The organism is Streptomyces sp. NPDC037290 (assembly GCF_055603245.1).
On sequence record NZ_JBVJVZ010000001.1, the window covers coordinates 597,884 to 621,571 of the forward strand.

The following is a 23,688-nucleotide window of genomic DNA, read 5'->3' on the forward strand; positions in this document are numbered from 1 at the left end:
GCTCGCCTACCTTTCGACGGGGACAGGGGCGCGGTCCGTACGGCGACACTGCCGGAAAACGGGCCGAAAAGTGACCATAGGCGGCGTTCGGCCCTTTACGTCACGCACACGAGTAGCTGCACAGTGCAGCTAAATGCGGCGCATGCAGGCACGTCTGCCCGCTTCCGGCCGGGCATTCCGGTCCGTCGTTGTGATCCTTCTCGCGTCCCGGACGGGCAACCGGGCCCGCCGCCGACTATCGTCATCCGGACAAAAGGAAGATAGGTGTACAGAGGGGGAAGATCTCGGGCGAAACGTGGGTAGCCCGCGGGAGGCCGACGAGGCGTGGCGAACGTTCAGCGCGGTGGGCGACCGGCGGACACCCTCGCAAGGGCCGCGACCGGGGCACGGCTGCGTGCCCTACGGCTCGCGCTGTGGGCGGTGGCCACGGTCCTCCTGGCCCGGCAGCTGGCCGTCGCCCTCACCACCCCGCGCGGCGAGCGCCTGACCGACCTGGAGACCTGGGTCGGCCCCCGGGGCGTCCTGCACGTGAACGGCTCGATCTATGACTCGACCCGGTTCACCGGCACCCCGTTCGGCGGTCTGGTCCTCAAACCGCTCACCCGCTCCGCGCAGGCCGCCCTCGGCTGGGGCTGGACCTTCGGCACCCTGCTGCTGGTCGTCGCCCTCGGCCTGGTGGCCGCCCGCGCGCTGCCCCAGCCGACCGGCCGCCGCACCTCCCTGCTGGCCGCACCGGTCGCGATCAGCCTGCTCATGCTGTCGCTGCCGGTCCGCAACGCGCTGTGGCTCGGCCAGACCAGCATCATCCCGGTGCTGCTCGTCCTGCTCGGCTGCTTCGCCGTACACGGTGAGCGGGAGAGCGGCCTGTGCATCGGCCTGGCCGCCGCGCTCCAGCCGACCATGCTGCTCTTCGCCCCGCTGCTGTGGCTCACGGGCCGCCGCAGGGCCACCGCCTCCACGGCCGGCACCTTCGCCGCCTGCACCGCGCTCGCCTGGGCGGCGCTGCCGTACGACTCGTCCACCTACTGGGTGCACCACATGGCCGGCGTGGGCCTCGGCGGCAAGGCCGACGCCCTCGGCAACCAGTCCCTGCACGGCGCTCTGCTCCGCCTCGGGCTGACCGGCCCGCCGGAGATCGCCCTCTTCCTGGTGCTCGGCGCCGTCGTCGCCGCGCTCGCCCTGCGCCGCGCCGTCCGCTGCGCCCACGACGGCCAGCTGCTGCTCGCGGTCGCCCTCACCGGCTGCGCCGTCGTCGCCGTCTCCCCCACCGCCTGGCAGCACCAGCTGCTGTGGGTGCTGCTCGCGATGGTCGGCCGGGTCGGCGAACGCGCCTGTGACCGGTACGCCTGGCCGGTGGCCGTCGTCCTCGTCACCACCCTCCCGGCGAAGACGATGCTGCCGGACATGCCGGCGCTGTACCCGCTGCGGGACAATCTGGTCCTGCTCGCGGCCCTGGCCGCCGCCACGGCCGTACCGTTCCTGTCCCGCACCTCCCCCTCCTACCGGACGCCGGTCCCGACGGAGTGCGCCCCCCAGGTCCCCGCCCGCTTCCGCCGCGTCCCGCTGCTGCCCTTCGTGCGCCGGGTGCTGACGCGGCCCAACCTCCTGCTGGAGCTGCTGCTCATCCGGGTCACCTACGCCGCCTACTCCTCGGTGCGGCTGGCCGTCAGGGGCAGCCGGGAAACCGCCGAGGCGCACGGCCGGCAGGTCCACTCCCTCGAGAGCGCCCTGTCGATCGACATCGAGCACTGGGCCAACCACACGGTGGTCGCACTGCCGTGGCTGAACCACCTCCTGAGCTTCTACTACGAGACCCTGCACTTCGCGATGCCCCTGACCGTCCTCGCGGTCCTCTACGTCCGGCGGCCCGTGGACTACCGGTGGGCCCGCACCAGCCTCGGCATCGCCACGGCCCTCGGCCTGCTGGGCTTCTGGCTCTACCCCCTCGCGCCGCCCCGGCTCATGCCCGGCTTCGGCTTCGTCGACACGGTGCACGGCGTCCAGGACCTCGCCGAGCCGCACTACGGCGTGATGACCGCGGTGACCAACCAGTACGCCGCCATGCCCTCGCTGCACTTCGGCTGGTCCCTGTGGTGCGGCATCGTGATCGCCGTCGTCGCGCCCGGACGGCCGATGAAGGCGCTGGGCCTGCTGCACCCCCTCTTCACCATGTCGGCGATCGTCGCCACGGCCAACCACTGGATCCTCGACGCCGTGGGCGGCGCGGTCGTGGTGGGCGTGGGCTTCGGCCTGGCGTACCTGCTCACCGGCCCGCGCGCGGCCGGCGTGCCCGCGCCCGGCCGGGAGAGAAAAGCGCCTGCGTCGCACGTGTACGAGCGGCCCCCCGACCTCCCGGGAGGACATCATCACTCGGCATCCTGATCCGGCGCGCCCGTCAAAGGGGGACACCGGGCCGCCGATCACCGTGCCCCTGCCCGGCCGGCGCGGCGACGCCCTGCGGCGGGCCGCTCCCGCGCTCCTGCCGGCCGCTGCCGCGACGGCGCTCGGGCTGTGGGGGATCGGCCGCCGCGACAGCATGTGGCGCGACGAGTCGGTCACCTGTCAGGTGGCCCACCGTTCCCTCGGGCAGCTGTGGCACCTGCTCGCCCACACCGACGCCGTGCACGGCCTGTACTACCTGCTCATGCACGCGGTGTTCGGGCTGTGGGACGGCGGCCTGCCGGCCCTGCGCCTGCCCTCGGTGCTGGCCACGGCCCTGGCGGCGGCGGGGGTCGGCGCGATCGGCGCACGGATGGCGGGCCGCCGGTCCGGCGTCCTCGCGGGCCTCGTCCTCGCCCTGCTGCCGATCACACAGCAGTACGCCCAGGAGGGCCGGTCCTACGCGCTCGTCACGGCCGGCGTCACCTGGGCCACGTACCTCTTCCTGCGCGGCACGGAATCGGCCGGCCGGCGGTGCTGGCCCGGCTGTGCGGCGGTGCTCGCCCTGGCCTGCTGGCTGAACGTGTTCGCCGCCCTCGTCCTGCCGGCCCAGGCGCTGACCCTGTGGCGGCTGAGGGTGCCGCGCCGGGTGTGGGGGCGCTGGGGCGCGGCGGCGACGGCTGTGCTGGTGGCCGTCGCCCCCCTGGCGTGGGTGAGCGCCGGGCAGGCGGAGGGGCAACTGGACTGGCTGGGACGGCCGAGCGCGGCGATGTGGCTGCAGTTCGCGGGTGTCGTGGCCGTCGGCGCCGCGTCGGCCCGGCTGCTGCTGCGCGGGGCCGGCGACGGCCGGGACGCCGGCCGGTCCGCCCTGGTGCGGGTGGCCCTGCCGCTGCTGGTGGCCCCGGCGGGGCTGCTGATGATGGTGTCCCTGGCCACACCCTGGTACGTCGACCGGTATGTGCTCTACTGCACCGCCGGGCTGGCCCTGCTCGCCGGTGCCGCGCTGGACCGGGCGCTTCGGCTGGGGCAGCGGCTCGCCCCCGCCGCCCGGATCCCGACGCTCTGTACGGGGGCGGCGGCCGCGGTCGCGGTGCTGCTGCCGTGGTCGCTGCTCGTGCGCTCCCCGGAGAGCCGCAAGGACGACGTCCTGGCCGTCGCCCGGGCCGTCGCCCGGTCCGCGCGCCCTGGCGACGGTGTGCTGTTCCTGCCCGCCCGGCGGCGCGAGTGGCTGCTGGCCAGCCCCTCCGTGTACCGCCGCCTGCACGATCTGGCCCTGGCCGAGTCCCCGGTGGACTCGGGCACGCTGCAGGGCACCGAGCTGCCCGCCGGCACGATCCGGCGGCACCTCGGCACCGGGGGGGGGGGGGGGGGGCGCCCCCCCCCCCCCCCCCCCCCCCCCCCCCCCCCCCCCCCCGCGCCGCTCGACCCCCTCCCGCGGGAGACGGTCAAACGGCAGGAGCTGCGACGGCACTTCGCGGTGTGCGAGCGCGTCCGGGTCCACGGTGCCCAGATGATCGTCTACGCCCGCCCGGGCCACTGCGCGCGCCGGCCGGGGACCCGCACCTGACGCACCCTCCGGCTACAGCCGCTGAATGATCGTCCCGGTCGCAAGACCACCGCCCGCGCACATGGTGATGAGCGCGAACTCCTTGTCCGCCCGCTCCAGTTCGTGCAGGGCGGTGGTGATCAGGCGGGCGCCCGTCGCCCCCACCGGGTGACCGAGGGCGATCGCGCCGCCGTTGACGTTGACCTTGTCCAGGTCCTGCTCGAAGACCTGGGCCCAGCTGAGCACCACGGAGGCGAAGGCCTCGTTGATCTCCACGAGGTCGATGTCCCTGAGCGACATCCCCGCCTTGCCGAGCACCGCGCGCGTGGCGTCGATCGGGCCGTCCAGATGGAAGTGCGGGTCGGCGCCCACCAGCGCCTGCGCCACGATCCGGGCCCTCGGCCGCAGCTTCAGGGCGCGCGCCATCCGCTTCGACGCCCACATGATCGCCGCCGCGCCGTCGGAGATCTGCGAGGAGTTGCCCGCCGTGTGGACCGCCGTCGGCATCACCGGCTTCAGCCCGGCCAGTGCCTCCATCGACGTGTCGCGCAGCCCCTCGTCCTTGTCGACCAGCCGCCACATGCCCTGCCCGGCGTGCTGCTCCTCCTCGGTGGTCGGGACCTGGACCGCGAACGTCTCCCGCTTGAAGCGCTCCTCGGACCAGGCGATCGCGGCCCGTTCCTGCGAGCGCAGTCCGAGGGCGTCCACCTGCTCGCGGGTCAACCCCCGGTGCCGGGCGATCCGTTCGGCCGCCTCGAACTGGTTGGGGAGGTCGACGTTCCACTCGTCGGGGAAGGGTTTGCCGGGGCCGTGCTTGGAGCCGGAGCCCAGCGGCACCCGGGACATCGCCTCGACGCCGCAGCTGATCCCGACGTCGATCACGCCGCCCGCGACCATGTTGGCGACCATGTGCGAGGCCTGCTGCGAGGAGCCGCACTGGCAGTCGACGGTCGTGGCGGCCGTCTCGTACGGCAGTCCCATGGTCAGCCAGGCCGTGCGCGCGGGGTTCATGGACTGTTCGCCGGCGTGGGTGACCGTGCCGCTGACGATCTGCTCCACCGCGTCGGCGGGGATGCCGGTGCGGCCGAGGAGTTCACGGTAGGTCTCGCCCAGGAGATAGGCGGGATGGAGATTGGCGAGCGCGCCGCCGCGCTTGCCGATCGGGGTGCGGACGGCTTCGACGATCACGGGTTCGGCGGCCATGGGTGCGGGTCCTCTCCGAGAGGGCTCTCCTCCAGAACTAGTACGCGTTCTAGTTCCGAGTGCAGTCTGCTGACGTGATGTCCATCACCGCAAGGGTCTTGCAGGCGCCGAAGCCGCGATCTGCACGAACTCCGCACGGATTGGGGGTGCCGTACCCCTTGCCACTTTTAGAACCGGTTACTACGTTCACGACACTCGCTGATGGACCGTCAGATGGCTGGGAGTCGCCGATGCCCTGTCCAGCGCTGCCCGACGGGTTCGACTTCACCGACCCCGACCTGCTGCACCACCGCGTGCCCTTCCCGGAGTTCGCCGAGCTGCGCCGCGCCGAACCGGTCCGCTGGATCCCGCAGCCGCACGGCGTCGCGGGCTTCGCCGACACCGGCTACTGGGCCGTGACCCGGCACGCCGACGTCAGGTACGTCTCCACGCACCCGGAACTCTTCTCCTCCACCCTCAACACGGCGATCATCCGCTTCAACGAGCACATCCAGCGCGACGCGATCGACGCCCAGCGGCTGATCCTGCTCAACATGGACCCTCCGGAACACACACGGGTGCGGCAGATAGTGCAGCGCGGCTTCACGCCACGCTCCATCCGCGCCCTGGAGGAACGGCTCCGGGCGCGCGCCCGGGCGATCGTCGAGGGGGCCCGCGCCCGCTCCGGTCCCTTCGACTTCGTCACCGAGGTCGCCTGCGAACTGCCCCTGCAGGCCATCGCCGAGCTGATCGGCGTACCCCAGGAGGACCGGTCCAAGATCTTCGACTGGTCCAACAAGATGATCGCGTACGACGATCCCGAGTACGCCATCACCGAGGAGGTCGGCGCCCAGTCGGCCGCCGAGATCATCGCCTACGCGATGAACATGGCCGCCGAGCGCAAGCGGTGCCCGGCGCGCGACATCGTCACGACCCTGGTGGCGGCGGAGGACGAGGGCAACCTCAACTCCGACGAGTTCGGCTTCTTCGTGCTGATGCTGGCGGTGGCCGGGAACGAGACGACCCGTAACGCGATCACCCACGGCATGCACGCGTTCCTGACGCACCCCGAGCAGTGGGAGCTGTTCAAGCGGGAGCGGCCCGCGACGACGGCCGAGGAGATCGTGCGCTGGGCGACCCCGGTCAACGCCTTCCAGCGGACGGCCACCGAGGACACGGAGCTGGGCGGGGTCCCGATCAAGAAGGGTGACCGCGTCGGCCTCTTCTACGCCTCCGCCAACCACGACCCCGAGGTCTTCCCCGACCCGGACGCCTTCGACATCACCCGTGACCCCAACCCCCACCTCGGCTTCGGCGGTGGCGGCCCGCACTACTGCCTCGGCAAGTCCCTCGCGGTCCTGGAGATCGACCTGATCTTCCACGCGATCGCCGACGCGATGCCGGGCCTGCGGCTCGCCGACGCACCCCGCCGGCTGCGCTCCGCCTGGATCAACGGCGTCAAGGAACTCCAGGTCACCACCGGCTGACCGGACCGCGGTCGGCCCACCCCGAGGGAGGCAGGAGCACCCCTACCCCAACGCCCCGTTCCTGCCTCCCCCGAGGTCCGGCATGCGTACGGCTCACTCCCGGCCGGACGCCACCACGGCCAGCACGCCCGACGCCCCCGCCGCGATCAGCAGCGGAGTGCCCAGGCCGTGGTGGAGGACCAGCCACGCGCCCAGACAGGCGCCGGCGAGCATCGCGATCACCGACGCCGTGCGCCGCGGTGAGTGGTGCCCGGTGGCGTCGCCGAGGCGGGACTCGGCGGCCAGGCCGGTCAGGGTCATGGTCAGGACCGTGGTGGTGAGGTCGGCGACGCCCAGCTTGCGGACGGTCGCGTTGCGCAGGCCCATCGCGAACGCCGTCAGGGCGATCAGGGCGTAACGGGTGCCGGTGGTGTCGGGCCAGGCGAAGGCCACCGCCGCCGAGGCGCCGACCAGGGCCGCCTCCGCGGCCAGCGTCAGCCGGGTCCAGCGGCGCCGGGAGCCGGCTGCCACGTGGGCCGCAAGCCGGCCGCCCGCCACCGCGCCGAGCAGGAAGCACAGCAGAGAGGTGGCCGTGTGCGGGACGGAGAAGCCGGGCGCCCCGGCCGCCGCGAAGCCCAGGACGACCACGTTGCCGGTCATGTTGGCCGTGAAGACCCGGCCCAGGCCCAGATAGCTGACGGCGTCGATCAGCCCGCTCACCACGGTCAGCGCCAGCAGCACGACGACCAGCCGCAGCCCGCGCGCCCCGGGGCCGTACGTCCGGGCCGCCGATGCTTCCTCCGCTGCGCTCACCGCTCCAGTTGACCACGCTCAGGCGGGGGCACGCCGAAGGCGGCGGCCCGGGATCGGGCCGCCGCCTTCAGGTGACGTCGGTGTCGGCTCAGTACCAGCCGTTGGCCTGCCAGAAGCTCCAGGCCTTGACCGGGCTGCCGTAGCGGGAGTTCATGTAGTCCAGACCCCACTTGATCTGGGTGGCCGGGTTGGTCTTCCAGTCGGCACCCGCGGCGGACATCTTCGAGCCCGGCAGGGCCTGGACCAGGCCGTACGCGCCGGAGGAGCTGTTGGTGGCGGAGGGGTTCCAGCCGCTCTCCCGCTCGACGATCTTGCTGAACGCGTTGAACTGCGCGGCGTCCGGGATCATCTTGTGCGCGATCGCCTGGGCGGAGGAGGCCGAGGCCGGGGCGGCCTGGGCGGGCGCCGCGGACAGCGCCATACCGGCGGTGGCGGCGGCCACGGCGGCGACGGTGAGGGCCTTCTTCGGGGAAGCGATGCGGCGGATGAAGGAGACGGACACGGAGAACCTCTTGCGTCGGGGACAGGGGATCGCCCGCATGGGACGGACCACGCGCTGTGGCCGCATGCGTCGGCGCCGCGGCCCTGAGGGCTCGTGGCGCCTGGCGACGTCGTCCAGATAAGCAGCCGGGAAATCGGTCCGCAATGCCCCCTTTTACTAGTTGTGGCCGGATCGACGGCAATCGTCGGCTCTGTGGCGTGACTCTCAATGCCCAGGTCAGAAGGGGTGCCGGAAGGGGTGTATCGGACATTCGAGACTACGGCCCCGAATCGTAGGTGACCTGCGTCATGTGGGGTGCTTCACCGTCTCGCTCACGACGCGGATACGACGCCTCACCCACCGCGCTCGTCGAATGTGACCGCGGTCTCGAAAGCGGCCCGCCGGGTGGCCCGGCGCAGCGCGCGCAGCACGGCCGGGCCGAGGGCCAGGGTCAGCGCCACCGTGCAGACGGCCCGGCCCAGGTCCCAGCCGAGCGACGTGGCCAGGCAGTAGGCGACGAAACGGGCCAGGTTGGCGGGGACGGAGGCATGGGCGTCGAAGGAGATGTCCGAGGCGGCGGCGCCCATGAACGGCCAGCCCGCCAGATTCATGACCGTGCCGTAGGCGAAGGCGGCGAGGAAGCCGTAACCGGCCAGCAGCAGCAGTTCGCCGCGCCCCCGCAGCCGCACCGGCCCCGGCAGCAGCCCCGCGCCCATGGTGAACCAGCCCATCGACAGCATCTGGAACGGCAGCCACGGCCCGACACCGCCGGTGAGCAGCGCGGACGCGAACATCGTCACCGAGCCCAGCGTGAAGCCGAAGCCGGGACCCAGCACCCGCCCGCTGAGCACCATCAGGAAGAACATCGGCTCGATCCCGGCCGTCCCCGCGCCGATCGGGCGCAGCGCGGCCCCGGTCGCGGCCAGCACGCCCAGCATGGCCACGGCCTTCGGCCCGAGACCGGACTCGGAGATCGTCGCCGCCACGACCGCGACCAGCAGCACCAGCAGACCCGCGAAGAGCCAGGGCGCGTCCTGGGCGTGGGCGCTCAGCCGCGAGGTGGGCGGAGCGAGGAAGGGCCAGCAGAAGGCGACCACACCGACCGCGCTGACCAGTGCCAGGGCGGCGAGGGAGCGGGGGCCGAGACGGACGGCGTGCAGCCGCGCGGCACTCATCCGAGGGCCTCCCGCACCTCGGCCACGGTGAGCCACTGCTGCGGGGCGAGGATCTTCGTCACCTGCGGCGCGAAGGACGGCGAGGAGACGACGATCTGCGCGGTCGCCCCGTCGGCTGTCACCTCCCCCTCGGCCAGCAGCACCACCCGGTGCGCGATCTCGGCCGCCAGCTCCACGTCATGCGTGGCCAGCACGATCGCGTGCCCCTCGGCGGCGAGGTCGCGCAGCACGGCCACCAGCCGGGCCTTGGCCGCGTAGTCCAGGCCGCGCGTCGGCTCGTCGAGCAGCAGCAGGGGCGGCCGGGCGGTCAGTACGACGGCCAGGGCGAGCGCCAGGCACTGTCCCTCGGACAGGTCACGGGGGTGGGTGCCGTCCGTGATCCCCGGCAGCAGCTCGGACACCAGGGCCCGGCACGTGCCCGGCTCGGCACCCGCGTCCCGGTCGGCCGCCGTGCACTCGTCGGCCACCGTGTCGGCGTAGAGGAGGTCCCGCGGTTCCTGGGGGACCAGGCCGACGCGGCGGACGAGGTCGGGGGGCGGGGTGCGGTGGGGCTCGACGCCGCCGACCCGGACGCTTCCGGCGCTGGGCGTCACCAGCCCGACCAGGGAGCCGAGGAGGGTGGACTTCCCGGCGCCGTTACGCCCCATGAGCGCGACCGTCTCGCCCGGGGCCACGGTGAGATCCACCCGGCGCAGGGCGTCGGTGCGGTCGCGGCGGACGGACAGGCCGTGCACGTCGGCGATGCGGGACGGCCGGGGCGGTGCGGGAGTGGAGCGGCGACGCAGCAGGCGCCGCAGGGGTGCCGCCGCGTCCAGCCGTGGACTGCCGTCCTCCGGGGGCGCGGGCCGTACCGGTGTGCGGCCGTGCCGCGCGGGCGGGACCGGCTCCCGCGCACCGGCATCCGCACAGCCACGCTCGTCCGCGGCTGCGGACAGGCGGTCGCGCAGGCCGGCGGCCCTGCGTCGGGCGTCCCGAACCGTCAGGGGGAGCGGAGACCAGCCCGCCAGCCGTCCCAGGTCCACCACCGGCGGGAACACGGGGGAGACGGCCATCACCGCCGACGGGTCGCCGACGATCGGGGACTCGCCGGGGGCCGGAAGGAGGACGACCCGGTCGGCGTACTGGATCACGCGTTCCAGGCGGTGCTCGGCCATCAGGATCGTCGTGCCCAGATCGTGGACCAGGCGCTGGAGCACCGCCAGGACCTCCTCCGCCGCGGCCGGATCCAGTGCCGACGTCGGCTCGTCCAGGACCAGCACCCGCGGATGCGGGGTGAGGACCGAGCCGATCGCGACCCGCTGCCGCTGTCCGCCGGAGAGGGTGGCGATGGGGCGGTCGCGGAGCCCGGCGAGGCCCAGCAGGTCGAGGGTCTCCTCCACCCGGCGTCGCATCACCTCCGGAGCGAGGCCCAACGACTCCATTCCGTAGGCGAGTTCGTCCTCCACCGTGTCGGTGACGAAGTGGGCGAGCGGATCCTGCCCCACCGTGCCGACCACGTCGGCGAGTTCCCGCGGCTTGTGGGTACGGGTGTCCCGGCCGGCCACCGTGACGCGACCGCTCAGGGTGCCGCCGGTGAAGTGCGGCACCAGACCGCTCACCGCGCCGAGCACGGTCGACTTGCCCACCCCCGACGGCCCGACGAGCAGCACCAGTTCGCCCTCCGGCACCTCGAAGCCGACGCCCCGCACGGTGGGTTGGGCCGCACCCTCGTACGTCACGCTGACATCCTCGAAGCGGATCACGACGGCTCCTTGGGGGCCTGGGGTACGACGAAGGCGGGCAGCAGGGCGAGCAGGACGGCCGCCGCGGGCCACAGGGGCAGGGCGGGGGCGACGAGGGGGACGACACCGGGGTGCAGGGCGTCCGGATCGCGGGCCGAGGCGAGCGTGAGCAGCGCGGCCACAGCGACCCCGGAGCCGGCCACCAGCCAGGCCCGCCCGTCCCAGGGGTCCGGGCGGTACCGGGTGCGCAGCGAACGCCGGCCGCCGAGCCGCAGGCCCGCGAGCGCCGCGGCCACACCGGCGAGCAGCAGCGGAATGCCGTACGTGCCGCCCTCCGCGGTGAGCAGCCCGTAGGTGCCGGCGCACACGCCGAGCAGACCGCCGAGGGTGAGCGCGGCCGTCGTACGGCGGACGCGGGCGGGGACCTCGGCGGTGCGGCCGTAACCGCGGGCCTCCATCGCGGCGGCGAGCGCCACCGAGCGTTCCAACGCGCCCTCCAGCACCGGCAGTCCGACCTGCAGCAGGCCGCGCAGGCCACGGTCCGGGCGGCCGCGCAGCCGGCGGGCGGCGCGCAGGCGCTGGGCGTCGGCGATCAGGTGCGGGGCGAAGGTGAGGGCGACGACCACGGCGACGCCCGTCTCGTACAGCGCACCGGGCAGGGACTTCAGCAGCCGGGTGGGACCGGCGAGCGCGTTCGCCGCGCCGACGCAGATCAGCAGGGTGGCCAGCTTCAGCCCGTCGTAGGCGGCGAAGACGAGCGCCTCGGCGGTGACCCTCCCGCCCAGGCGGATGCCCTGAGCCCAATGGGGGAGCGGGACTTCGGGAAGGGTGAGCAGGGTGTGCGTGCCGGGGATGGGGGAGCCCAGCGCCACCGCGAAGAAGAGGCGGATGAGGACGACGGCGAGAGCGAGTCTGACGAACGCCGGGTAGGCGCGGGAGGTGGCGGTGTGGGTGCGGTGCGTTGCCACCACGTAGGCGGAGGCCGATATGAGGAGGGCGAGCAGAAGCGGGTTGGTGGTGCGGGTGGCGGCGGTACCGAGGGAAAGGGACCAGAGCCACCAGGCACCGGGGTGAACAGCGGACCGGCGTGCCGGGCCGCAGTCAGCCGGAGTCATCGCGTCGCCGCCGGAACCGCCACACCGCCGCGCCTCCCAGGAGGACGACGATCCCCGCGCCGATCGGCAGACCCAGGGACGGCCCGCCGTCCGAACCACCGCTCCTCCCGGCCGGCTTCCTGCCCGTGGACGCCGAAACCTGTTCCCCGCACCCCTTGCCCGGATACCCCGAGATCGCGCACAGCAGGGCGTTGGTGTCGTAGCGCAGGGGCTTGGCGACCGCCGCCAACGCCTCCGCGGTCGTCGCGTCGGCGGACACGCGCGCGCAGGCCGTGCGACGCGCCGGCGGTGTCTCGCCGGACGACGCGTCCGCCGGGGTGCCGAAGTCGAGGACCAGGGCCACCCGCTTCGTCCCGGCCCCGGCAGGGGTGCCCGCACAGATCGTGCCGAAGTCCGCCGCGCCGCGCGGCCGGCTCGCGTCCGCCGAGTCGGCGCTCACCGCGAACCGGAAGCCCTCCACGGCGCCGTCGTCGGGACGGACGTTCGACGGGCCCTGCGTGGCGTACGTCCAGCGGCCGCCCGCCCGCTCCCAGAAGGACCAGTAGCGGTAGCCGGTGGCGTGCGCCTGCCCGGCCCCGGCCAGCAGGACCAGCGCCGTGCACAGCAGGCCCGCGGCGCGACGGACCGCGGTCACGGCTGCCGCTGCTTCCGGCCGCTCAGCAGGAAGCCGATGCCGATGCCCGCGACGAGGCAGACACCGACGAACCACCAGACACCGAAGCCCGAACCGCCGTCGGACTTCGCCTTCTGCTTCTGCTCGGCCGCCATCTGCGGGGCGGGGCCCAGGGCGTTGAGGGACCGGACCAGGCTGGTGCCGCCGAAGTCACCGGGCTGCGCGCCGACCGCGTGGGCGGCGAGGATCAGCTGGGCGTAGGCCGCGGGGCCGCTCTGCACCGCCCACTGGGAGGCGTTCTTCTCCAGCCATGCGTACGACGCCTTCGCCTGCTCGGTGCGGCCGTCCGCGGCGAGCGCGACGACGGTGTCCGCCGTGTTGCCGAAGTCCGGCTGGGTCTTGGCGCCGGGCAGGGTGGACATCAGGTGGCCGCTCCCCGCGACGACCGACGCGAGGTGCGCGCCCGCGTTGTCCGCGACCTGGGCCGGGGTGAGGTGCTTGCCGGTGACGCACGCGCTGTCGCCGGGCTTCCTGCCGGCCTCCACGACGAACCCCTTGCCGAGCGCACCGAGCACGCCCGCCGCCGTCGCGTCCGCGTTGGCGGCCAGCTTGCCCTTCTTGTCCGGCTGGTAGGCGAGCCCGCCGCCGTCGGTCCGGCCGCAGGCGATGGAATAGCCGGCCAGCACGTCGTAGGGGGACTTGCCGGACTTCTTGACGGAGGCCGGGTCCGTGCCGACCGCGCTCAGCGCGCCGATGACGACGGACGTGGAGTTGGTGTCGCTGACCCCGCCCGGCGAGTACCCCCAGCCGCCGTCCTTGTTCTGTACCGACTTCAGCCAGGTCACCGCCTTGCCGACGGCGTCGTCGTGTCCGCCGACCGCCTTCAGGGCCTGGACGGCGGCGGCCGTGCTGTTGGTGTCCACCATGACCTTGCTGTCGCAGGCCTTGGCGGGGGCGGCACGGAAGGCGGCGAAGGCGCCGTCGGCGCACTGCTGGCCGGCGAGCCAGTCCACGGCCTTCGCGGCCGGCCGGTAGCCGAGCGTCCGCTGGGCGATCAGCGTCAGCGACTGGCGCCACACACCGTCGTAGGTCGGGTCGGACGTGCCGTACAGCCCGGACGGGATCGCGGCCTTCGGAGACGGGGACGGGCCGGCGGCCGTGGCGGGTGCGGCGGCGGCCAGCACGCCTACGGCGGCGAGAGCCGCGGCACTGCGGCGGACGTTCATGGTCGGCGACTGCCTCTCCTGCGGGGAACCGGCAGCGCACGGGAGACACCCCGGGCGGCTCGGCTCCGTAAACCTCGACGGTGCCGTGCGCGGCGGACCGCCGACGCACGCGAGCCGGTCAACGTCCCGCCCGGGGCGGTCCGGCTCACCGCCCCGCCTTTCGGTGGGGAGCGGGTCACGGTTGCGGGTCAGCGCCGGAATTGCACCGGCTTTCCCCCGTACGGGTGTGATGACGACCCCGCCACTTTACCGGCAGCCCGGAACGCCCCGAGGGGTGGCTGTGCGCACAGGCACGGGGTGACCGGGGTCACGTGGGCGTCGGCCGACCGCTAAGCGGCAACCCCGGCCACCCCCGCGAGCGCCCGCTCGCACTGGTGCGCGTCGTCGCCCTCGACCGCCCAGTACCCGCGCCGCCCGGTCCCCGTCGACTCCGCGAAGCGAATCGCCGCCGCCCGCTGCCGCGTGGGCGTCACATCGGGCACCGCCCCGCACGCGAGTGCCACCGCCGCCCCCACCAGATCGACTCCCGTGGCCCGTTCCACCAGCCATGGAATCAGGTCGCCCGGCAGATGCGGGGCGACCGCGGCCACCCGCGGACCGCGCGCGGTCAGCCGCAGGCTCACATGCGCGACGGTGTGCGTGAGACCGAGCGCCCGTACCGTCCGTTCCACGGTCCGCCGGAGGAACCGGTTGTGCAGCAGGGCGTCGTGCGCGTGTACGACGTGCCGCAGCGGGGACGTACGGGTCTGCGGCGTCGTACGGGTCAGCGCGGTGATGCGGACCTCGTCGTCCAGGACGACGGTCTCGGCGGAGACCAGCGACCCCTGCGCGTCCTCGGGTCCCGGCGGTGCCAACCGGTGGCGGGCCAGCAGCGCCTGTAACGCCGTCGGGTCGGCGCAGACGGCGGCCGTCTCGTACGGCAGGCCCGGCAGCCCCAGCCGTTCGCTGATCCGCGCGGCCACGGCCAGGTTCGCCCTGCTCCAGGTCAGCACGCCGGAGACCGGGTGCCGGGCCGCGTACCGCGCCGCCGTCTCGGCGGTCTCCGCCTCCCGCGCCGGGTCGGCCACGAGATGACCGGACAGGTGCGGCCGTGCCCAGCCGGGCGGCGACGTGTCCACCAGGACCACCGGGCGTACGGCGGCGATCCGCGCGAGTGGGAAGCCGCCGTGCGCGGCCCGGCCGGCCCCGAGCAGAAGGACGGGCTGCGGCATCGGCGCATCACCCTTCGCGGGAGAGGCGGGACAGAGATCACCCCGGATGCCGCTCCCCCATAGACGGCACCCGGGGCGGGTCTGGACGGCAACCGGGCGGGTCGCATCTTGCTCTCTGTGTCGTGATCCTCACCCGTCACGCCCCCAACTGTCAACGATTACTGCCATCTTCGGCAGGAAGCCTTGTCGCGTCTGGTCGGCGAACGAGCGACCGGGTAGCCTCGCCGTCAGCTCAGCCACCGAACGGACGACACGCCCAGGGGGGACCTCGGTGAGTCACGCCTACGCCTCGCTGGCCGCTGTCCTGGACCGGCTCGGCGAGTTGACCGGCCGGCCCGGCCGGCTGCCGGAAGTCCTCGACGTGGCCGACCTGTCCCATCGCACCGGCATCCCCGCCGGTGTCGTCGCCGACCTGCTTGCCGGTGGGCGGGCACCGGAGACCTGTCTGGCCGAACGGGTGCGCCAGCGGCTGGACTTCATCCGCGAGACCCGGCGCCGGCCCGACGGCAAGCGGTACTCGCTGGACGAGCTGGCGAGGATCGCCGGGACCAGCCGGCAGTGGCTGAGCGAGTGGCGCAAGAGCGGGATGCCCGGCCTGCAGCACACCGACCGGCTGCGCCGCTTCTTCGGTCTGCCCGCCGGCTTCTTCACCGCCGACGAACCGGAGGCGCTGCACGAGGCGTTGCGGCCGGTCCTGCAGAGTCTGCAGGCCGAGGCGGACCCGCTGCTGCGGCTGCGCGAGAGCGGCCTCGTCCGGCTGGCCGCCCGCGCGCCCCAGATGAACGCCCGCCAGCTCACCACGCTCGCCGACCTCGCCGAGATGATCATCGCCGCGGAGCGCGACCTCGGCTGACCTGTGGCCCGCTCTCAGCCGGTCTTCGGGGTCTCGCCGCCGAAGGCCAGGTGCAGCGTGCGCGAGGCGATCAGCCACCTGTCCCCGACCCGGCGGAAGGCGTCCTCGTAGTGACCCACCTGGACGGGCGGCCCCGCGGGGACCGTGCCGCCCGCGTGTCCGTCGACGCGGTGCGTCGAGAAGTACGACACGGCGGTGGCCGCGGTCCGGCCGGTCACCGTGACCAGGACGTTGGACATCAGGCGGCGCGAGAGCCGGTCCGCGGGGCGGGAGCCGAAGTACGCCCCCAGCGCCGCCCGGCCCTCGATCCGGCGTCCGTCTCCCGGCGGAGGTCACTCCCGGACGCCGTCCTCGGTGAACAGCTCGGCCACGGAAGCCGGTTCACCGAGGTCGAGCCGGTGGACGAAGTCGGTGATCAGACGCTCGCAGGCGTGCTCGGCGAGAAGACTGCGCAAAGGGTCCATGCCTCTGTCCAACAGGGATGCCCCACGGGACGCGACGGGATCACACCGCCACGTACGCCACCGGATCGCTGCCCGTCACCGGCTCCGCGCGGCCCTGTTTCACCAGGCGGCGCAGATGGGACTCGGCCTCCGAGACCGCGATGGTGCGGGAACCGTAGGGGATCTCGGGCCAGGGGCGGTTCCACTCCATCCGCTCGGCGAGCTGCCAGGGCGTGAGCGGCTCGGCGAGCAGGGCGAGCAGGCCCGTCAGGCGCTCCTCGTGGTGTTCGAGCAACTCCCGTACCCGGCCGCCGGCGTCGGTGAAGGCGTGCTGATGTGCGGGCAGGACCTCGGCGGGGGCGAGCCGCCCGATCCGCTCCAGGGAGTCGAGGTAGTCGCCGACGGGGTCGGTCACGGTCGCGTCGTCCGGGTCCTCGTACAGACCGATGTGCGGGGTGATCCGCGGCAGCAGGTGGTCGCCGCTGAACAGACGTCCGTGGCCGGGGAGTTGAGCCGGGTGCTCCTCCTCCAGGTGCAGACAGACATGGCCGGGGGTGTGGCCCGGGGTCCAGATCGCGCGCATCCGGCGGCCGGGCAGGTCGAGGAGTTCCCCGGGGACGATCTCCCGGTCCGGCAGGGCGGGGGAGAGGCCGGGCAGGGCGCGGGGGCCGCGCAGCGGCGCGAGGTGTTCCTCCGGGGCGCCGGCCGCCGCGAGTTTGGCGCTCATGTAGGTGAACCAGCGCTCGGGCCGGGCCTCCCGGGTGCGCCGTACGACCGCGGTGTCGGCGGCGTGCATCGCCACCCACGCGCCCGAGGCCTCGCGCACCCGGCCCGACAGGCCGTGGTGGTCGGGGTGGTGGTGGGTGATCACCACCCCGTGGACGTCACCGGCCGAGGTGCCGCAGGCGCGCAGGCCCTCGGCCAGCGTGTCCCAGGAGTCCGGGTCGTCCCATCCGGTGTCGACCAGTACCGGGCCGCGGTCGGTGTCCACGACGTACACCAGCGTGTGGCCGAGGGGGTTGTCCGGGATGGGGACCGCCACGGACCGTACGCCTCCGCCGTGATCGAACGTCTTCGCCATCGATCCTCCGCCCCTTTGCCCCGCCACCCTCCGGCCCAGGGTCAACGCCCACTATAACTAGAACTCGTTTCAAAGGTCGCCCAAGTCGACTGTTGCTGTGGGAAGTTGAGTGATCTGCGCGGCCCGCGGGAATCGGACACCTTGCGACTTTCCTGTGTGTCAGTATTCACGCGTTGTGTGGGGGAGGGGTGTCGTGTCCGGTGAGCCTGCGGCGTTCATGAGCTATGTCCGCTTCAACGATCAGCATGACGACGGCCTGCTCAGCCAGTTCAGGGAACGGCTCGGCGCCGAGGTGCGGGCGCAGACGGGCGAGGAGTTCGCGATCTTCCAGGATCGCAACGACGTCGCGTGGGGCCAGAACTGGCAGCAGCGCATCGACGAAGCGCTGGACGCGGTGACACTGTTGCTGGTCATCGTCACGCCGAGCCTGTTCCGCAGCCCCGCCTGCCGGTCGGAGGTGGCACGGTTCCTGGAGCGGGAGCGCGACCTCGGCCGCAAGGACCTGATCCTGCCGGTGTACTACATCAGCGCCCAGGAGCTGGACGACCCCGTGCGGCGCGAAACCGACGAGATGGCCCGGGTGCTCCACTCGCGCCAGTACGCCGACTGGCGCGAGCTGCGGTTCGAGCCGTTCACCTCACCGGTGGTCCGCAAGGCCATCGCACAGTTGGCGACGCGCATGCGGGACACGTTCTGGAAGCCGCCCGCCGCCCCCCGGGCGCCCGCCGCCCGCCTCACGGAGGCCCCCGAAGAAGGGCCCGGGGTCACGGAACGGATGGGAGGGGATGCCGGCAGGAGCACGGCCAAGTCGGAACCGCCGACCCATGTGGTCGACCCCTACCACCGGGGCGACTTCACGACCATCGGTGCGGCGATCAAGGCCGCGCAACCAGGCGACCGGATCCTGGTCCGGCCAGGCCTCTACGAGGAGGGCCTGGTGATCGACAAGCCACTGGAGGTCCTCGGCGACGGCCCGGTCGCCGACATCCAGATCCGCACCGGCGACGCCGACGCCCTGATGTTCCAGACCAGCATCGGCCGGGTCACCAACCTGACCCTGCGCCAGACGGGCGGACGCTGGTTCGGCGTGGACATCACCCAGGGGCGGCTGGAACTCGAGGGCTGCGACATCAGCAGCCAGGGGCTGTCGTGCGTGGCCATCCGCAACGGGGCCGACCCGCGCCTGCGCCGCAACCAGATCCACGGCAGTGAGCAGTCCGGCGTCTTCGTCTACGACGGCGGTCTGGGGACGCTGGAGGACAACGACATCTGCGGCAACACCGTGCAGGGCGTGGCGATCAGCAAGGGCGGCAACCCCACGCTGCGCCGCAACCAGATCCGCGACAACCAGCAGGCCGGCGTCTTCGTCCATGACAGCGGCCTGGGGACGCTGGAGGACAACGACATCTCCGGCAACGCCCTGCAGGGCGTGGCGAGCAGCCAGCGCGGCAACCCCATCCTGCGCCGCAACCAGATCCACGACAACCAGCAGGCCGGCGTCTTCGTCTATGACGACGGCCTGGGGACGCTGGAGGACAACGACATCTCCGGCAACATCGTGCACGGCGTGGTGATCAGCAAGGGCGGCAACCCCACGCTGCGCCGCAACCGGATCCGCGACAACAGACATGCCGGCGTCAGCGGCTACGACGGCGGTCTGGGGACGCTGGAGGACAACGACATCTCCGGCAACGCCATGCAGGGCGTGGCGATCGGCCGGCGCGGCAACGCCATCCTGCGCCGCAACCAGATCCACGACAACAAACAGACCGGCGTCTTCGTCTACGACAGTGGTCTCGGGACGCTGGAGGACAACGACATCTCCGGCAACACCCTGCAGGGCGTGGAGATCAGCAAGGGCGGCAACCCCACGCTGCGCCGCAACCAGATCCACGACAACAAACAGACCGGCGTCTTCGTCCGCGACGGCGGTCTGGGCACGCTGGAGGACAACGACATCTCCGGCAACGCCATGCGGGGCGTGGCGATCAGCGAGGACGGCGACCCCACCCTGCGCCACAACCGGATCCGCGACAACAAGCGGTCCGGCGTCTGCGTCCGTGACGGCGGTCTGGGGACGCTGGAGGACAACGACATCACCGGCAACACCATGGCGGGCGTGGAGATCACCAAGCGTGGCAGGGCGAACCTGCGCACCAACCGGATCAAGGGCAACGGATACGAGGCCATATGGATCCACGAGGGCGGTGGCGGTGTGGTCGAGGACAATGATCTGAGGGGCAACATCAGGGGTGCGTGGGACCTCGCAGCGGACTGCACGGACAACGTGGTCCGTGCCCGCAACAAGGAATGAAGGGCGAAGCGTCGCTCGCGGCTGGGCGGCCGCGCTACTGCTGAGCCGCTGCCCCGTTGGCCGCAGGGGTGTTGGCGAGCCAGCACGCGCCGCCCTGGGGAAGCCAGTCGAATTCCTCCAGTGTGGACAGGGCCCGCTTCACGACGGCGCCGGGAGTGCCGCTCCACGCCTCGAAGCCGCTGTCTCCGATATCTCCCACCTCCATCAGCCCGCCGCTCACCAGGTGGGTGAGTGCTTCCGTGGCCACGTCGCGGAAGTCACGGCCGGACCGCTGGGCTGTCTCCTGTGCGAGCCCCACCAGACGGTCGACCGGCACCCAGTCGTCCCGTCCTTCTTCCAGGAGTTCGCGGATGATGCGCGTCACCACGTGATCGTACCGGCGGGGAGTTCGTGGACATCCGGGAGCGGACTGTCTGGCCTAGTTCAACTAGAACTGGTATCAGTTCCGAGGCAGCGTCAGAAACTTGCTCTGCGGTGGGAGGCAGTAGGCCATGACCGAGCTCGTGGAACACGGACAGCTGTTCATCGGCGGGGAGTTGACCGATCCCCTGGGCGAGGACGTCATCGAGGTGGTCTCGCCGCACACCGAGCAGGTCATCGGCCGGGTTCCGCACGCCTCCCGGCAGGACGTGGACCGGGCCGTGGCCGTCGCGCGCCGCGCCTTCGACGAGGGGCCCTGGCCGCGGGCGACCCTGGAGGAGCGGATCGAGGCCGTCACCCGGATCAAGGACGGCATCGCCGCCCGGCACGAGGAGATCGCCCGGGTGATCTCCGCCGAGAACGGCTCCCCGTACTCCTGGAGCGTCCTCGCCCAGGCGCTCGGCGCGATGATGGTGTGGGACGCGGCGATCAGGGTCGCGCGGGAGTACACGTACGAGGAGCGCCGCGACGGCGTCCTCGGGCCGATCCTCGTCCGGCGCGAACCGGTCGGCGTGGTGGCGGCCGTGGTGCCCTGGAACGTCCCGCAGTTCGTCGCCGCCGCCAAGCTCGCCCCCGCCCTGCTGGCCGGCTGCACGGCCGTACTCAAGCCGTCCCCGGAGTCCCCGCTGGACGCCTATCTGCTCGGGGAGATCGCCCGGGACGCCGGGCTGCCCGAGGGTGTGCTCTCCATCCTGCCCGCCGACCGCGAGGTCAGCGAGTACCTCGTCGGCCACCCCGGCGTCGACAAGGTCTCCTTCACCGGCTCGGTCGCGGCCGGCAAGCGGGTGATGGAGGTCGCCGCCCGCAACCTCACCCGGGTCACGCTGGAGCTGGGCGGCAAGTCGGCGGCGGTCGTGCTGCCCGACGCGGACGTCCAGTCGGCGGTGTCCGGCATCGTCCCGGCCGCCTGGATGAACAACGGGCAGGCCTGCGTGGCCCAGACCCGCATCCTCGTCCCGCGCGCCCGTTACGACGAGTTCGCCGACGCCTTCGCGCAGGCCGCGAGCGCACTGAAGGTCGGCGATCCGCTGGACCCGGCGACCCAGGTCGGCCCCCTGGTCGCCCGTCGCCAGCAGCAGCGCAGCCTCGACTACATCCGGATCGGGCAGGAAGAGGGCGCCAAGGTGCTCACGGGCGGCGGCCGGCCCGCCCGGTTCGACCGTGGCTGGTACGTCGAGCCGACCCTCTTCGGCGACGTCGACAACTCCATGCGCATCGCCCGCGAGGAGATCTTCGGCCCGGTCATCTGCCTGCTTCCCTACGGCGACGAGACCGAGGCCGTGAAGATCGCCAACGACTCCGACTACGGCCTGTCCGGCAGCGTGTGGACCGCGGACGTCGAGCACGGCATCGACGTCGCCCGGCAGGTCCGCACCGGAACCTACTCGGTCAACACCTTCAGCCTGGACATGCTGGGGCCGTTCGGCGGCTACAAGAACTCCGGGCTGGGCCGGGAGTTCGGGCCCGAGGGCTTCGGCGAGTACCTCGAACACAAGATGATCCACCTGTCGGCGGGGGCGTGAACATGGGCGACCGCTGGCACGTCGAGGTCGACCGGGCGGTGTGCATCGGCTCGGCCCAGTGCCTCCACCACGCCCCGCACGCCTTCCGCCTCGACCCGGCCCGTCAGTCCCACCCGGTGGTCCCGGACCCCGACGCCGCCGAACCCATCCTGGAAGCGGCCGAGAGCTGTCCGGTGGAGGCGATCCTGATCACCCTGCTCGACAGCGGGGAGGCGGTGTTCCCGCCGGAGGACTGACCCTGAGGACGCGAGGGCCGGACCGGGGGCTGATCCGGAGTGCGGGCAGGGGGCGCGGTGGACCGGGCGGCCGGCGGCCGTGCCCGCGCGGTCGCCCGACCGCGCAGCTCGCGCAGTCGGGCGAGGTCCGTCCCGGCTCCGGCCGTGCGCCGCAGTACCGCGCGTTCCGCGTCGCCCTGCGCACGGGCCACCGCGTCGAACAGGCCCGCCTGCCGCTGGCAGGCGGCGTCCGTCCGGGCCGACTTCAGCTCCCGGCCGGCGACCGTGTGCAGGGCGACGGGATCGGTTCGGGCCCGCTGCACCTGCCGGTGGATCGCGGCCGGCGGCTCGTCGAGGGCGCGTACGTCCTGCCCGGCGTCGCGCATGCAGGACCGCCAGGCCCGCAGCGCGGCTCGGTAGCGGGCGTCACCGGTCACCCGGTCCACGACCCGGCCGGCGAGGACCTGGAAGGTGTTGTAGAGGCGCTGGTAGTCGGGGCCGTACAGCGTGGCGTCGGCGGCCGAGACACAGGAGTCGGTGTTGTAGAAGAACTCCAGCTTTCCGGGCAGGCGGACGTACACCCGGTGCTTCTCGGTGCCGAGCAGGGCCGCCGTCCAGCGCTGGTCGGACTCCTGGCGGGCGTTGCCGTCGGCGGCCGTGCGCCCGGCGCGCAGCACGGCGCCCGTCTCGCCGAAGCCGTCCTGCCGGGCTTCGGTGTCGGTCAGCAGGAGGTACGGGTTGGCGTCGAGCCGGTTGGGTCCGGCGGGGCCGCACGGCGACCCCGAGGTGTGCCGGGCCTGGAGTGTCCTGCAGCGGACGGCGGGGCGGGTACGGGTGGAGGCGCTCGCGGCCGAGGCCGGCTGGATCCGCCGCCACCTGGAACGGCGCTTCCGGCTCCAGACCGGTCTGACGCCCAAGGCCGCGGCGCAGGTGATGCGCCTGCAGGCGGCGCTGCGGCTCAAGGAGTCCGGTGTCTCATGGGCCGAGGCGGCGGCCCAGGCCGGCTACCACGACCAGCCGCACTTCGACCGGACGTTCAAGGCGATGACCGGCCGCACACCGAGCCGGTTCCGTGCCGACCGTACGGCCGCGTCCGCCCGGGACGCCCAGGACTTCGTCCCCGGCCAGGTCACCAGCGCCATCCTCCCCGCGGCTCCGGCATGATCCGCCGGACAGGCCCTACGACCGGCCCGGCTCCGTCAGGTCGATCAGGCGGCACACCGTCTCGATGTCGATCTTCACCTGGGCGATGGACGCGCGGCCCGAGAGCCAGGTGATCAGGGCCGAGTGCCAGGTGTGCTCGATGACCCGGACCGCCGAGAGCTGCTCGGGCGTCGGGTCGTCCAGCCCCATCGCGTCCAGGATGATCAGGGTGGTCTGGCGGGAGACCTGGTCGACCTCCGGCGAGACGCTGCGGTCGGCGAAGGTCAGCGCGCGGACCATCGCGTCGGCCAGGTGCGGCTCGCGCTGCAGGGCGCGGAAGGCCCGCATCAGGGTCTCCGCGACCCGTTCGGCGGCCGTGTCACCCGCCGGGGGCTTCTTCCGCAGCGTGCCGTGCATGTGCTCCAGCTGGTCCTGCATCGTCGCCACCAGCAGGTGAACCTTGGACGGGAAGTAGCGGTACAGCGTGCCGAGGGCCACCTGGGAGGACTCGGCGACCTCGCGCATCTGCACGGCGTCGAACCCGCCCCGGCTGGCCAGCTGGGCGCTCGCGTGCAGGATCCTGCGGCGGCGCGCCTCCTGACGCTCGGTGAGCGGAGACGACGGAGCCGGCGAGGGCCGGACCGTACTGGCTTCCACCTTGGATTCCGCAGGCATGGGTCCCGTTCCGTGACAGTCGGTGAAGGCGTCTGTGGGGCACGTGATCAGACAGCATGGCAGGGCGACGCGCCGTGGCGCGAATCACCTGAT

General features: G+C 72.9%; 20 protein-coding genes and 1 pseudogene. 8 read left to right on the top strand and 13 right to left on the bottom strand.

Features of this window, described 5'->3' with window-relative positions:
• Positions 1 to 324 precede the first annotated feature (324 nt).
• Together ACZ7HQ_RS02750 and ACZ7HQ_RS02755 are read left to right on the top strand one after the other, a co-directional pair.
• The gene (locus ACZ7HQ_RS02750; RefSeq protein ID WP_470983730.1) at positions 325 to 2,382 is read left to right on the top strand and encodes a bifunctional glycosyltransferase 87/phosphatase PAP2 family protein; all 2,058 of its coding nucleotides are present in this window, start codon (positions 325 to 327) and stop codon (positions 2,380 to 2,382) included.
• 43 nt (positions 2,383 to 2,425) lie between these two features.
• Positions 2,426 to 3,946: a glycosyltransferase family 39 protein gene (locus ACZ7HQ_RS02755; RefSeq protein ID WP_470983732.1), complete on the top strand. Its 1,521-nt coding sequence runs from the start codon at positions 2,426 to 2,428 to the stop codon at positions 3,944 to 3,946.
• Positions 3,947 to 3,958: 12 nt separating this feature from the next.
• On the opposite strand, the gene ACZ7HQ_RS02760 is transcribed toward ACZ7HQ_RS02755, so the two are convergent.
• On the bottom strand, positions 3,959 to 5,128 hold the full coding sequence (locus ACZ7HQ_RS02760; protein ID WP_470983734.1) for a steroid 3-ketoacyl-CoA thiolase: 1,170 nt from the start codon (positions 5,126 to 5,128) through the stop codon (positions 3,959 to 3,961).
• 230 nt (positions 5,129 to 5,358) lie between these two features.
• Here ACZ7HQ_RS02760 and ACZ7HQ_RS02765 point away from each other — a divergent pair, with 230 nt between their 5' ends.
• Positions 5,359 to 6,594 carry a cytochrome P450 gene (locus tag ACZ7HQ_RS02765; protein ID WP_470983736.1) on the top strand — a complete coding sequence of 412 codons (1,236 nt, stop codon included), beginning with the start codon at positions 5,359 to 5,361 and terminating at the stop codon, positions 6,592 to 6,594.
• Between the two features lie 93 nt (positions 6,595 to 6,687).
• Here the strand turns inward: ACZ7HQ_RS02765 and ACZ7HQ_RS02770 are convergent, their stop codons facing one another.
• From ACZ7HQ_RS02770 to ACZ7HQ_RS02805, 8 genes are all read right to left on the bottom strand, one after another.
• Positions 6,688 to 7,386, bottom strand: coding sequence for a YoaK family protein (locus ACZ7HQ_RS02770; protein ID WP_470983738.1), 699 nt, complete (start codon positions 7,384 to 7,386; stop codon positions 6,688 to 6,690).
• Positions 7,387 to 7,474: 88 nt separating this feature from the next.
• On the bottom strand, positions 7,475 to 7,888 hold the full coding sequence (locus ACZ7HQ_RS02775; RefSeq protein WP_470983740.1) for an aggregation-promoting factor C-terminal-like domain-containing protein: 414 nt from the start codon (positions 7,886 to 7,888) through the stop codon (positions 7,475 to 7,477).
• 332 nt (positions 7,889 to 8,220) lie between these two features.
• On the bottom strand, positions 8,221 to 9,042 hold the full coding sequence (locus ACZ7HQ_RS02780) for an ECF transporter S component (RefSeq protein WP_470983743.1): 822 nt from the start codon (positions 9,040 to 9,042) through the stop codon (positions 8,221 to 8,223).
• Complete coding sequence (locus tag ACZ7HQ_RS02785) at positions 9,039 to 10,784, bottom strand: ABC transporter ATP-binding protein (RefSeq protein ID WP_470983745.1); 1,746 nt, start codon at positions 10,782 to 10,784, stop codon at positions 9,039 to 9,041. Before ACZ7HQ_RS02785 ends, ACZ7HQ_RS02780 begins: the two co-directional genes overlap by 4 nt.
• Positions 10,781 to 11,878: an energy-coupling factor transporter transmembrane component T gene (locus tag ACZ7HQ_RS02790; RefSeq protein WP_470983747.1), complete on the bottom strand. Its 1,098-nt coding sequence runs from the start codon at positions 11,876 to 11,878 to the stop codon at positions 10,781 to 10,783. The genes ACZ7HQ_RS02785 and ACZ7HQ_RS02790 overlap by 4 nt, the downstream gene beginning before the upstream one ends.
• Positions 11,865 to 12,512 (bottom strand): SCO2322 family protein, encoded by a 648-nt coding sequence (locus ACZ7HQ_RS02795; RefSeq protein WP_470983750.1) that lies wholly within the window; start codon positions 12,510 to 12,512, stop codon positions 11,865 to 11,867. The genes ACZ7HQ_RS02790 and ACZ7HQ_RS02795 overlap by 14 nt, the downstream gene beginning before the upstream one ends.
• On the bottom strand, positions 12,509 to 13,717 hold the full coding sequence (locus tag ACZ7HQ_RS02800) for a prenyltransferase/squalene oxidase repeat-containing protein (protein WP_470983752.1): 1,209 nt from the start codon (positions 13,715 to 13,717) through the stop codon (positions 12,509 to 12,511). The genes ACZ7HQ_RS02795 and ACZ7HQ_RS02800 overlap by 4 nt, the downstream gene beginning before the upstream one ends.
• A 329-nt stretch (positions 13,718 to 14,046) precedes the next feature.
• Complete coding sequence (locus tag ACZ7HQ_RS02805) at positions 14,047 to 14,928, bottom strand: ATP-grasp domain-containing protein (protein WP_470983754.1); 882 nt, start codon at positions 14,926 to 14,928, stop codon at positions 14,047 to 14,049.
• Between the two features lie 271 nt (positions 14,929 to 15,199).
• On the opposite strand from ACZ7HQ_RS02805, the gene ACZ7HQ_RS02810 reads away from it, so the two are divergent.
• On the top strand, positions 15,200 to 15,781 hold the full coding sequence (locus tag ACZ7HQ_RS02810; RefSeq protein WP_470983757.1) for an XRE family transcriptional regulator: 582 nt from the start codon (positions 15,200 to 15,202) through the stop codon (positions 15,779 to 15,781).
• A 14-nt stretch (positions 15,782 to 15,795) separates the two neighbouring features.
• On the opposite strand, the pseudogene ACZ7HQ_RS02815 reads toward ACZ7HQ_RS02810, so the two are convergent.
• Together ACZ7HQ_RS02815 and ACZ7HQ_RS02820 are read right to left on the bottom strand one after the other, a co-directional pair.
• Positions 15,796 to 16,245 (bottom strand): annotated as a pseudogene (locus tag ACZ7HQ_RS02815) (nuclear transport factor 2 family protein).
• Positions 16,246 to 16,285: 40 nt separating this feature from the next.
• Complete coding sequence (locus ACZ7HQ_RS02820; RefSeq protein WP_470983759.1) at positions 16,286 to 17,305, bottom strand: MBL fold metallo-hydrolase; 1,020 nt, start codon at positions 17,303 to 17,305, stop codon at positions 16,286 to 16,288.
• A 193-nt stretch (positions 17,306 to 17,498) separates the two neighbouring features.
• Here ACZ7HQ_RS02820 and ACZ7HQ_RS02825 point away from each other — a divergent pair, with 193 nt between their 5' ends.
• Positions 17,499 to 19,619 carry a right-handed parallel beta-helix repeat-containing protein gene (locus tag ACZ7HQ_RS02825; RefSeq protein WP_470983760.1) on the top strand — a complete coding sequence of 707 codons (2,121 nt, stop codon included), beginning with the start codon at positions 17,499 to 17,501 and terminating at the stop codon, positions 19,617 to 19,619.
• Between the two features lie 34 nt (positions 19,620 to 19,653).
• Here ACZ7HQ_RS02825 and ACZ7HQ_RS02830 read toward each other — a convergent pair whose 3' ends face one another.
• A complete protein-coding gene (locus ACZ7HQ_RS02830) occupies positions 19,654 to 19,983 on the bottom strand; it encodes a hypothetical protein (RefSeq protein ID WP_470983762.1) in 330 nt (109 codons plus the stop codon).
• A 127-nt stretch (positions 19,984 to 20,110) separates the two neighbouring features.
• Here ACZ7HQ_RS02830 and ACZ7HQ_RS02835 point away from each other — a divergent pair, with 127 nt between their 5' ends.
• The 3 genes from ACZ7HQ_RS02835 (at position 20,111) to ACZ7HQ_RS02845 (ending at position 22,941) form a co-directional block, all read left to right on the top strand.
• A complete protein-coding gene (locus ACZ7HQ_RS02835) occupies positions 20,111 to 21,562 on the top strand; it encodes an aldehyde dehydrogenase (RefSeq protein WP_470983763.1) in 1,452 nt (483 codons plus the stop codon).
• A gap of 2 nt (positions 21,563 to 21,564) precedes the next feature.
• Positions 21,565 to 21,798: a ferredoxin gene (locus tag ACZ7HQ_RS02840; protein ID WP_470983766.1), complete on the top strand. Its 234-nt coding sequence runs from the start codon at positions 21,565 to 21,567 to the stop codon at positions 21,796 to 21,798.
• Between the two features lie 717 nt (positions 21,799 to 22,515).
• On the top strand, positions 22,516 to 22,941 hold the full coding sequence (locus tag ACZ7HQ_RS02845; protein WP_470983769.1) for a helix-turn-helix domain-containing protein: 426 nt from the start codon (positions 22,516 to 22,518) through the stop codon (positions 22,939 to 22,941).
• 15 nt (positions 22,942 to 22,956) lie between these two features.
• On the opposite strand, the gene ACZ7HQ_RS02850 is transcribed toward ACZ7HQ_RS02845, so the two are convergent.
• Complete coding sequence (locus ACZ7HQ_RS02850; protein ID WP_470983772.1) at positions 22,957 to 23,595, bottom strand: TetR family transcriptional regulator; 639 nt, start codon at positions 23,593 to 23,595, stop codon at positions 22,957 to 22,959.
• Between the last annotated feature and the right edge of the window lie 93 nt (positions 23,596 to 23,688).

Coding starts and splice junctions, on each gene's coding strand:
- ACZ7HQ_RS02760 (WP_470983734.1), bottom strand. CDS start 5,128: ATGGCCGCCGAACCCGTGATCGTCGAAGCCGTCCGCACCCCGATCGGC.
- ACZ7HQ_RS02765 (WP_470983736.1), top strand. CDS start 5,359: ATGCCCTGTCCAGCGCTGCCCGACGGGTTCGACTTCACCGACCCCGAC.
- ACZ7HQ_RS02780 (WP_470983743.1), bottom strand. CDS start 9,042: ATGAGTGCCGCGCGGCTGCACGCCGTCCGTCTCGGCCCCCGCTCCCTC.
- ACZ7HQ_RS02790 (WP_470983747.1), bottom strand. CDS start 11,878: ATGACTCCGGCTGACTGCGGCCCGGCACGCCGGTCCGCTGTTCACCCC.
- ACZ7HQ_RS02800 (WP_470983752.1), bottom strand. CDS start 13,717: ATGAACGTCCGCCGCAGTGCCGCGGCTCTCGCCGCCGTAGGCGTGCTG.
- ACZ7HQ_RS02805 (WP_470983754.1), bottom strand. CDS start 14,928: ATGCCGCAGCCCGTCCTTCTGCTCGGGGCCGGCCGGGCCGCGCACGGC.
- ACZ7HQ_RS02820 (WP_470983759.1), bottom strand. CDS start 17,305: ATGGCGAAGACGTTCGATCACGGCGGAGGCGTACGGTCCGTGGCGGTC.
- ACZ7HQ_RS02835 (WP_470983763.1), top strand. CDS start 20,111: ATGACCGAGCTCGTGGAACACGGACAGCTGTTCATCGGCGGGGAGTTG.
- ACZ7HQ_RS02840 (WP_470983766.1), top strand. CDS start 21,565: ATGGGCGACCGCTGGCACGTCGAGGTCGACCGGGCGGTGTGCATCGGC.
- ACZ7HQ_RS02850 (WP_470983772.1), bottom strand. CDS start 23,595: ATGCCTGCGGAATCCAAGGTGGAAGCCAGTACGGTCCGGCCCTCGCCG.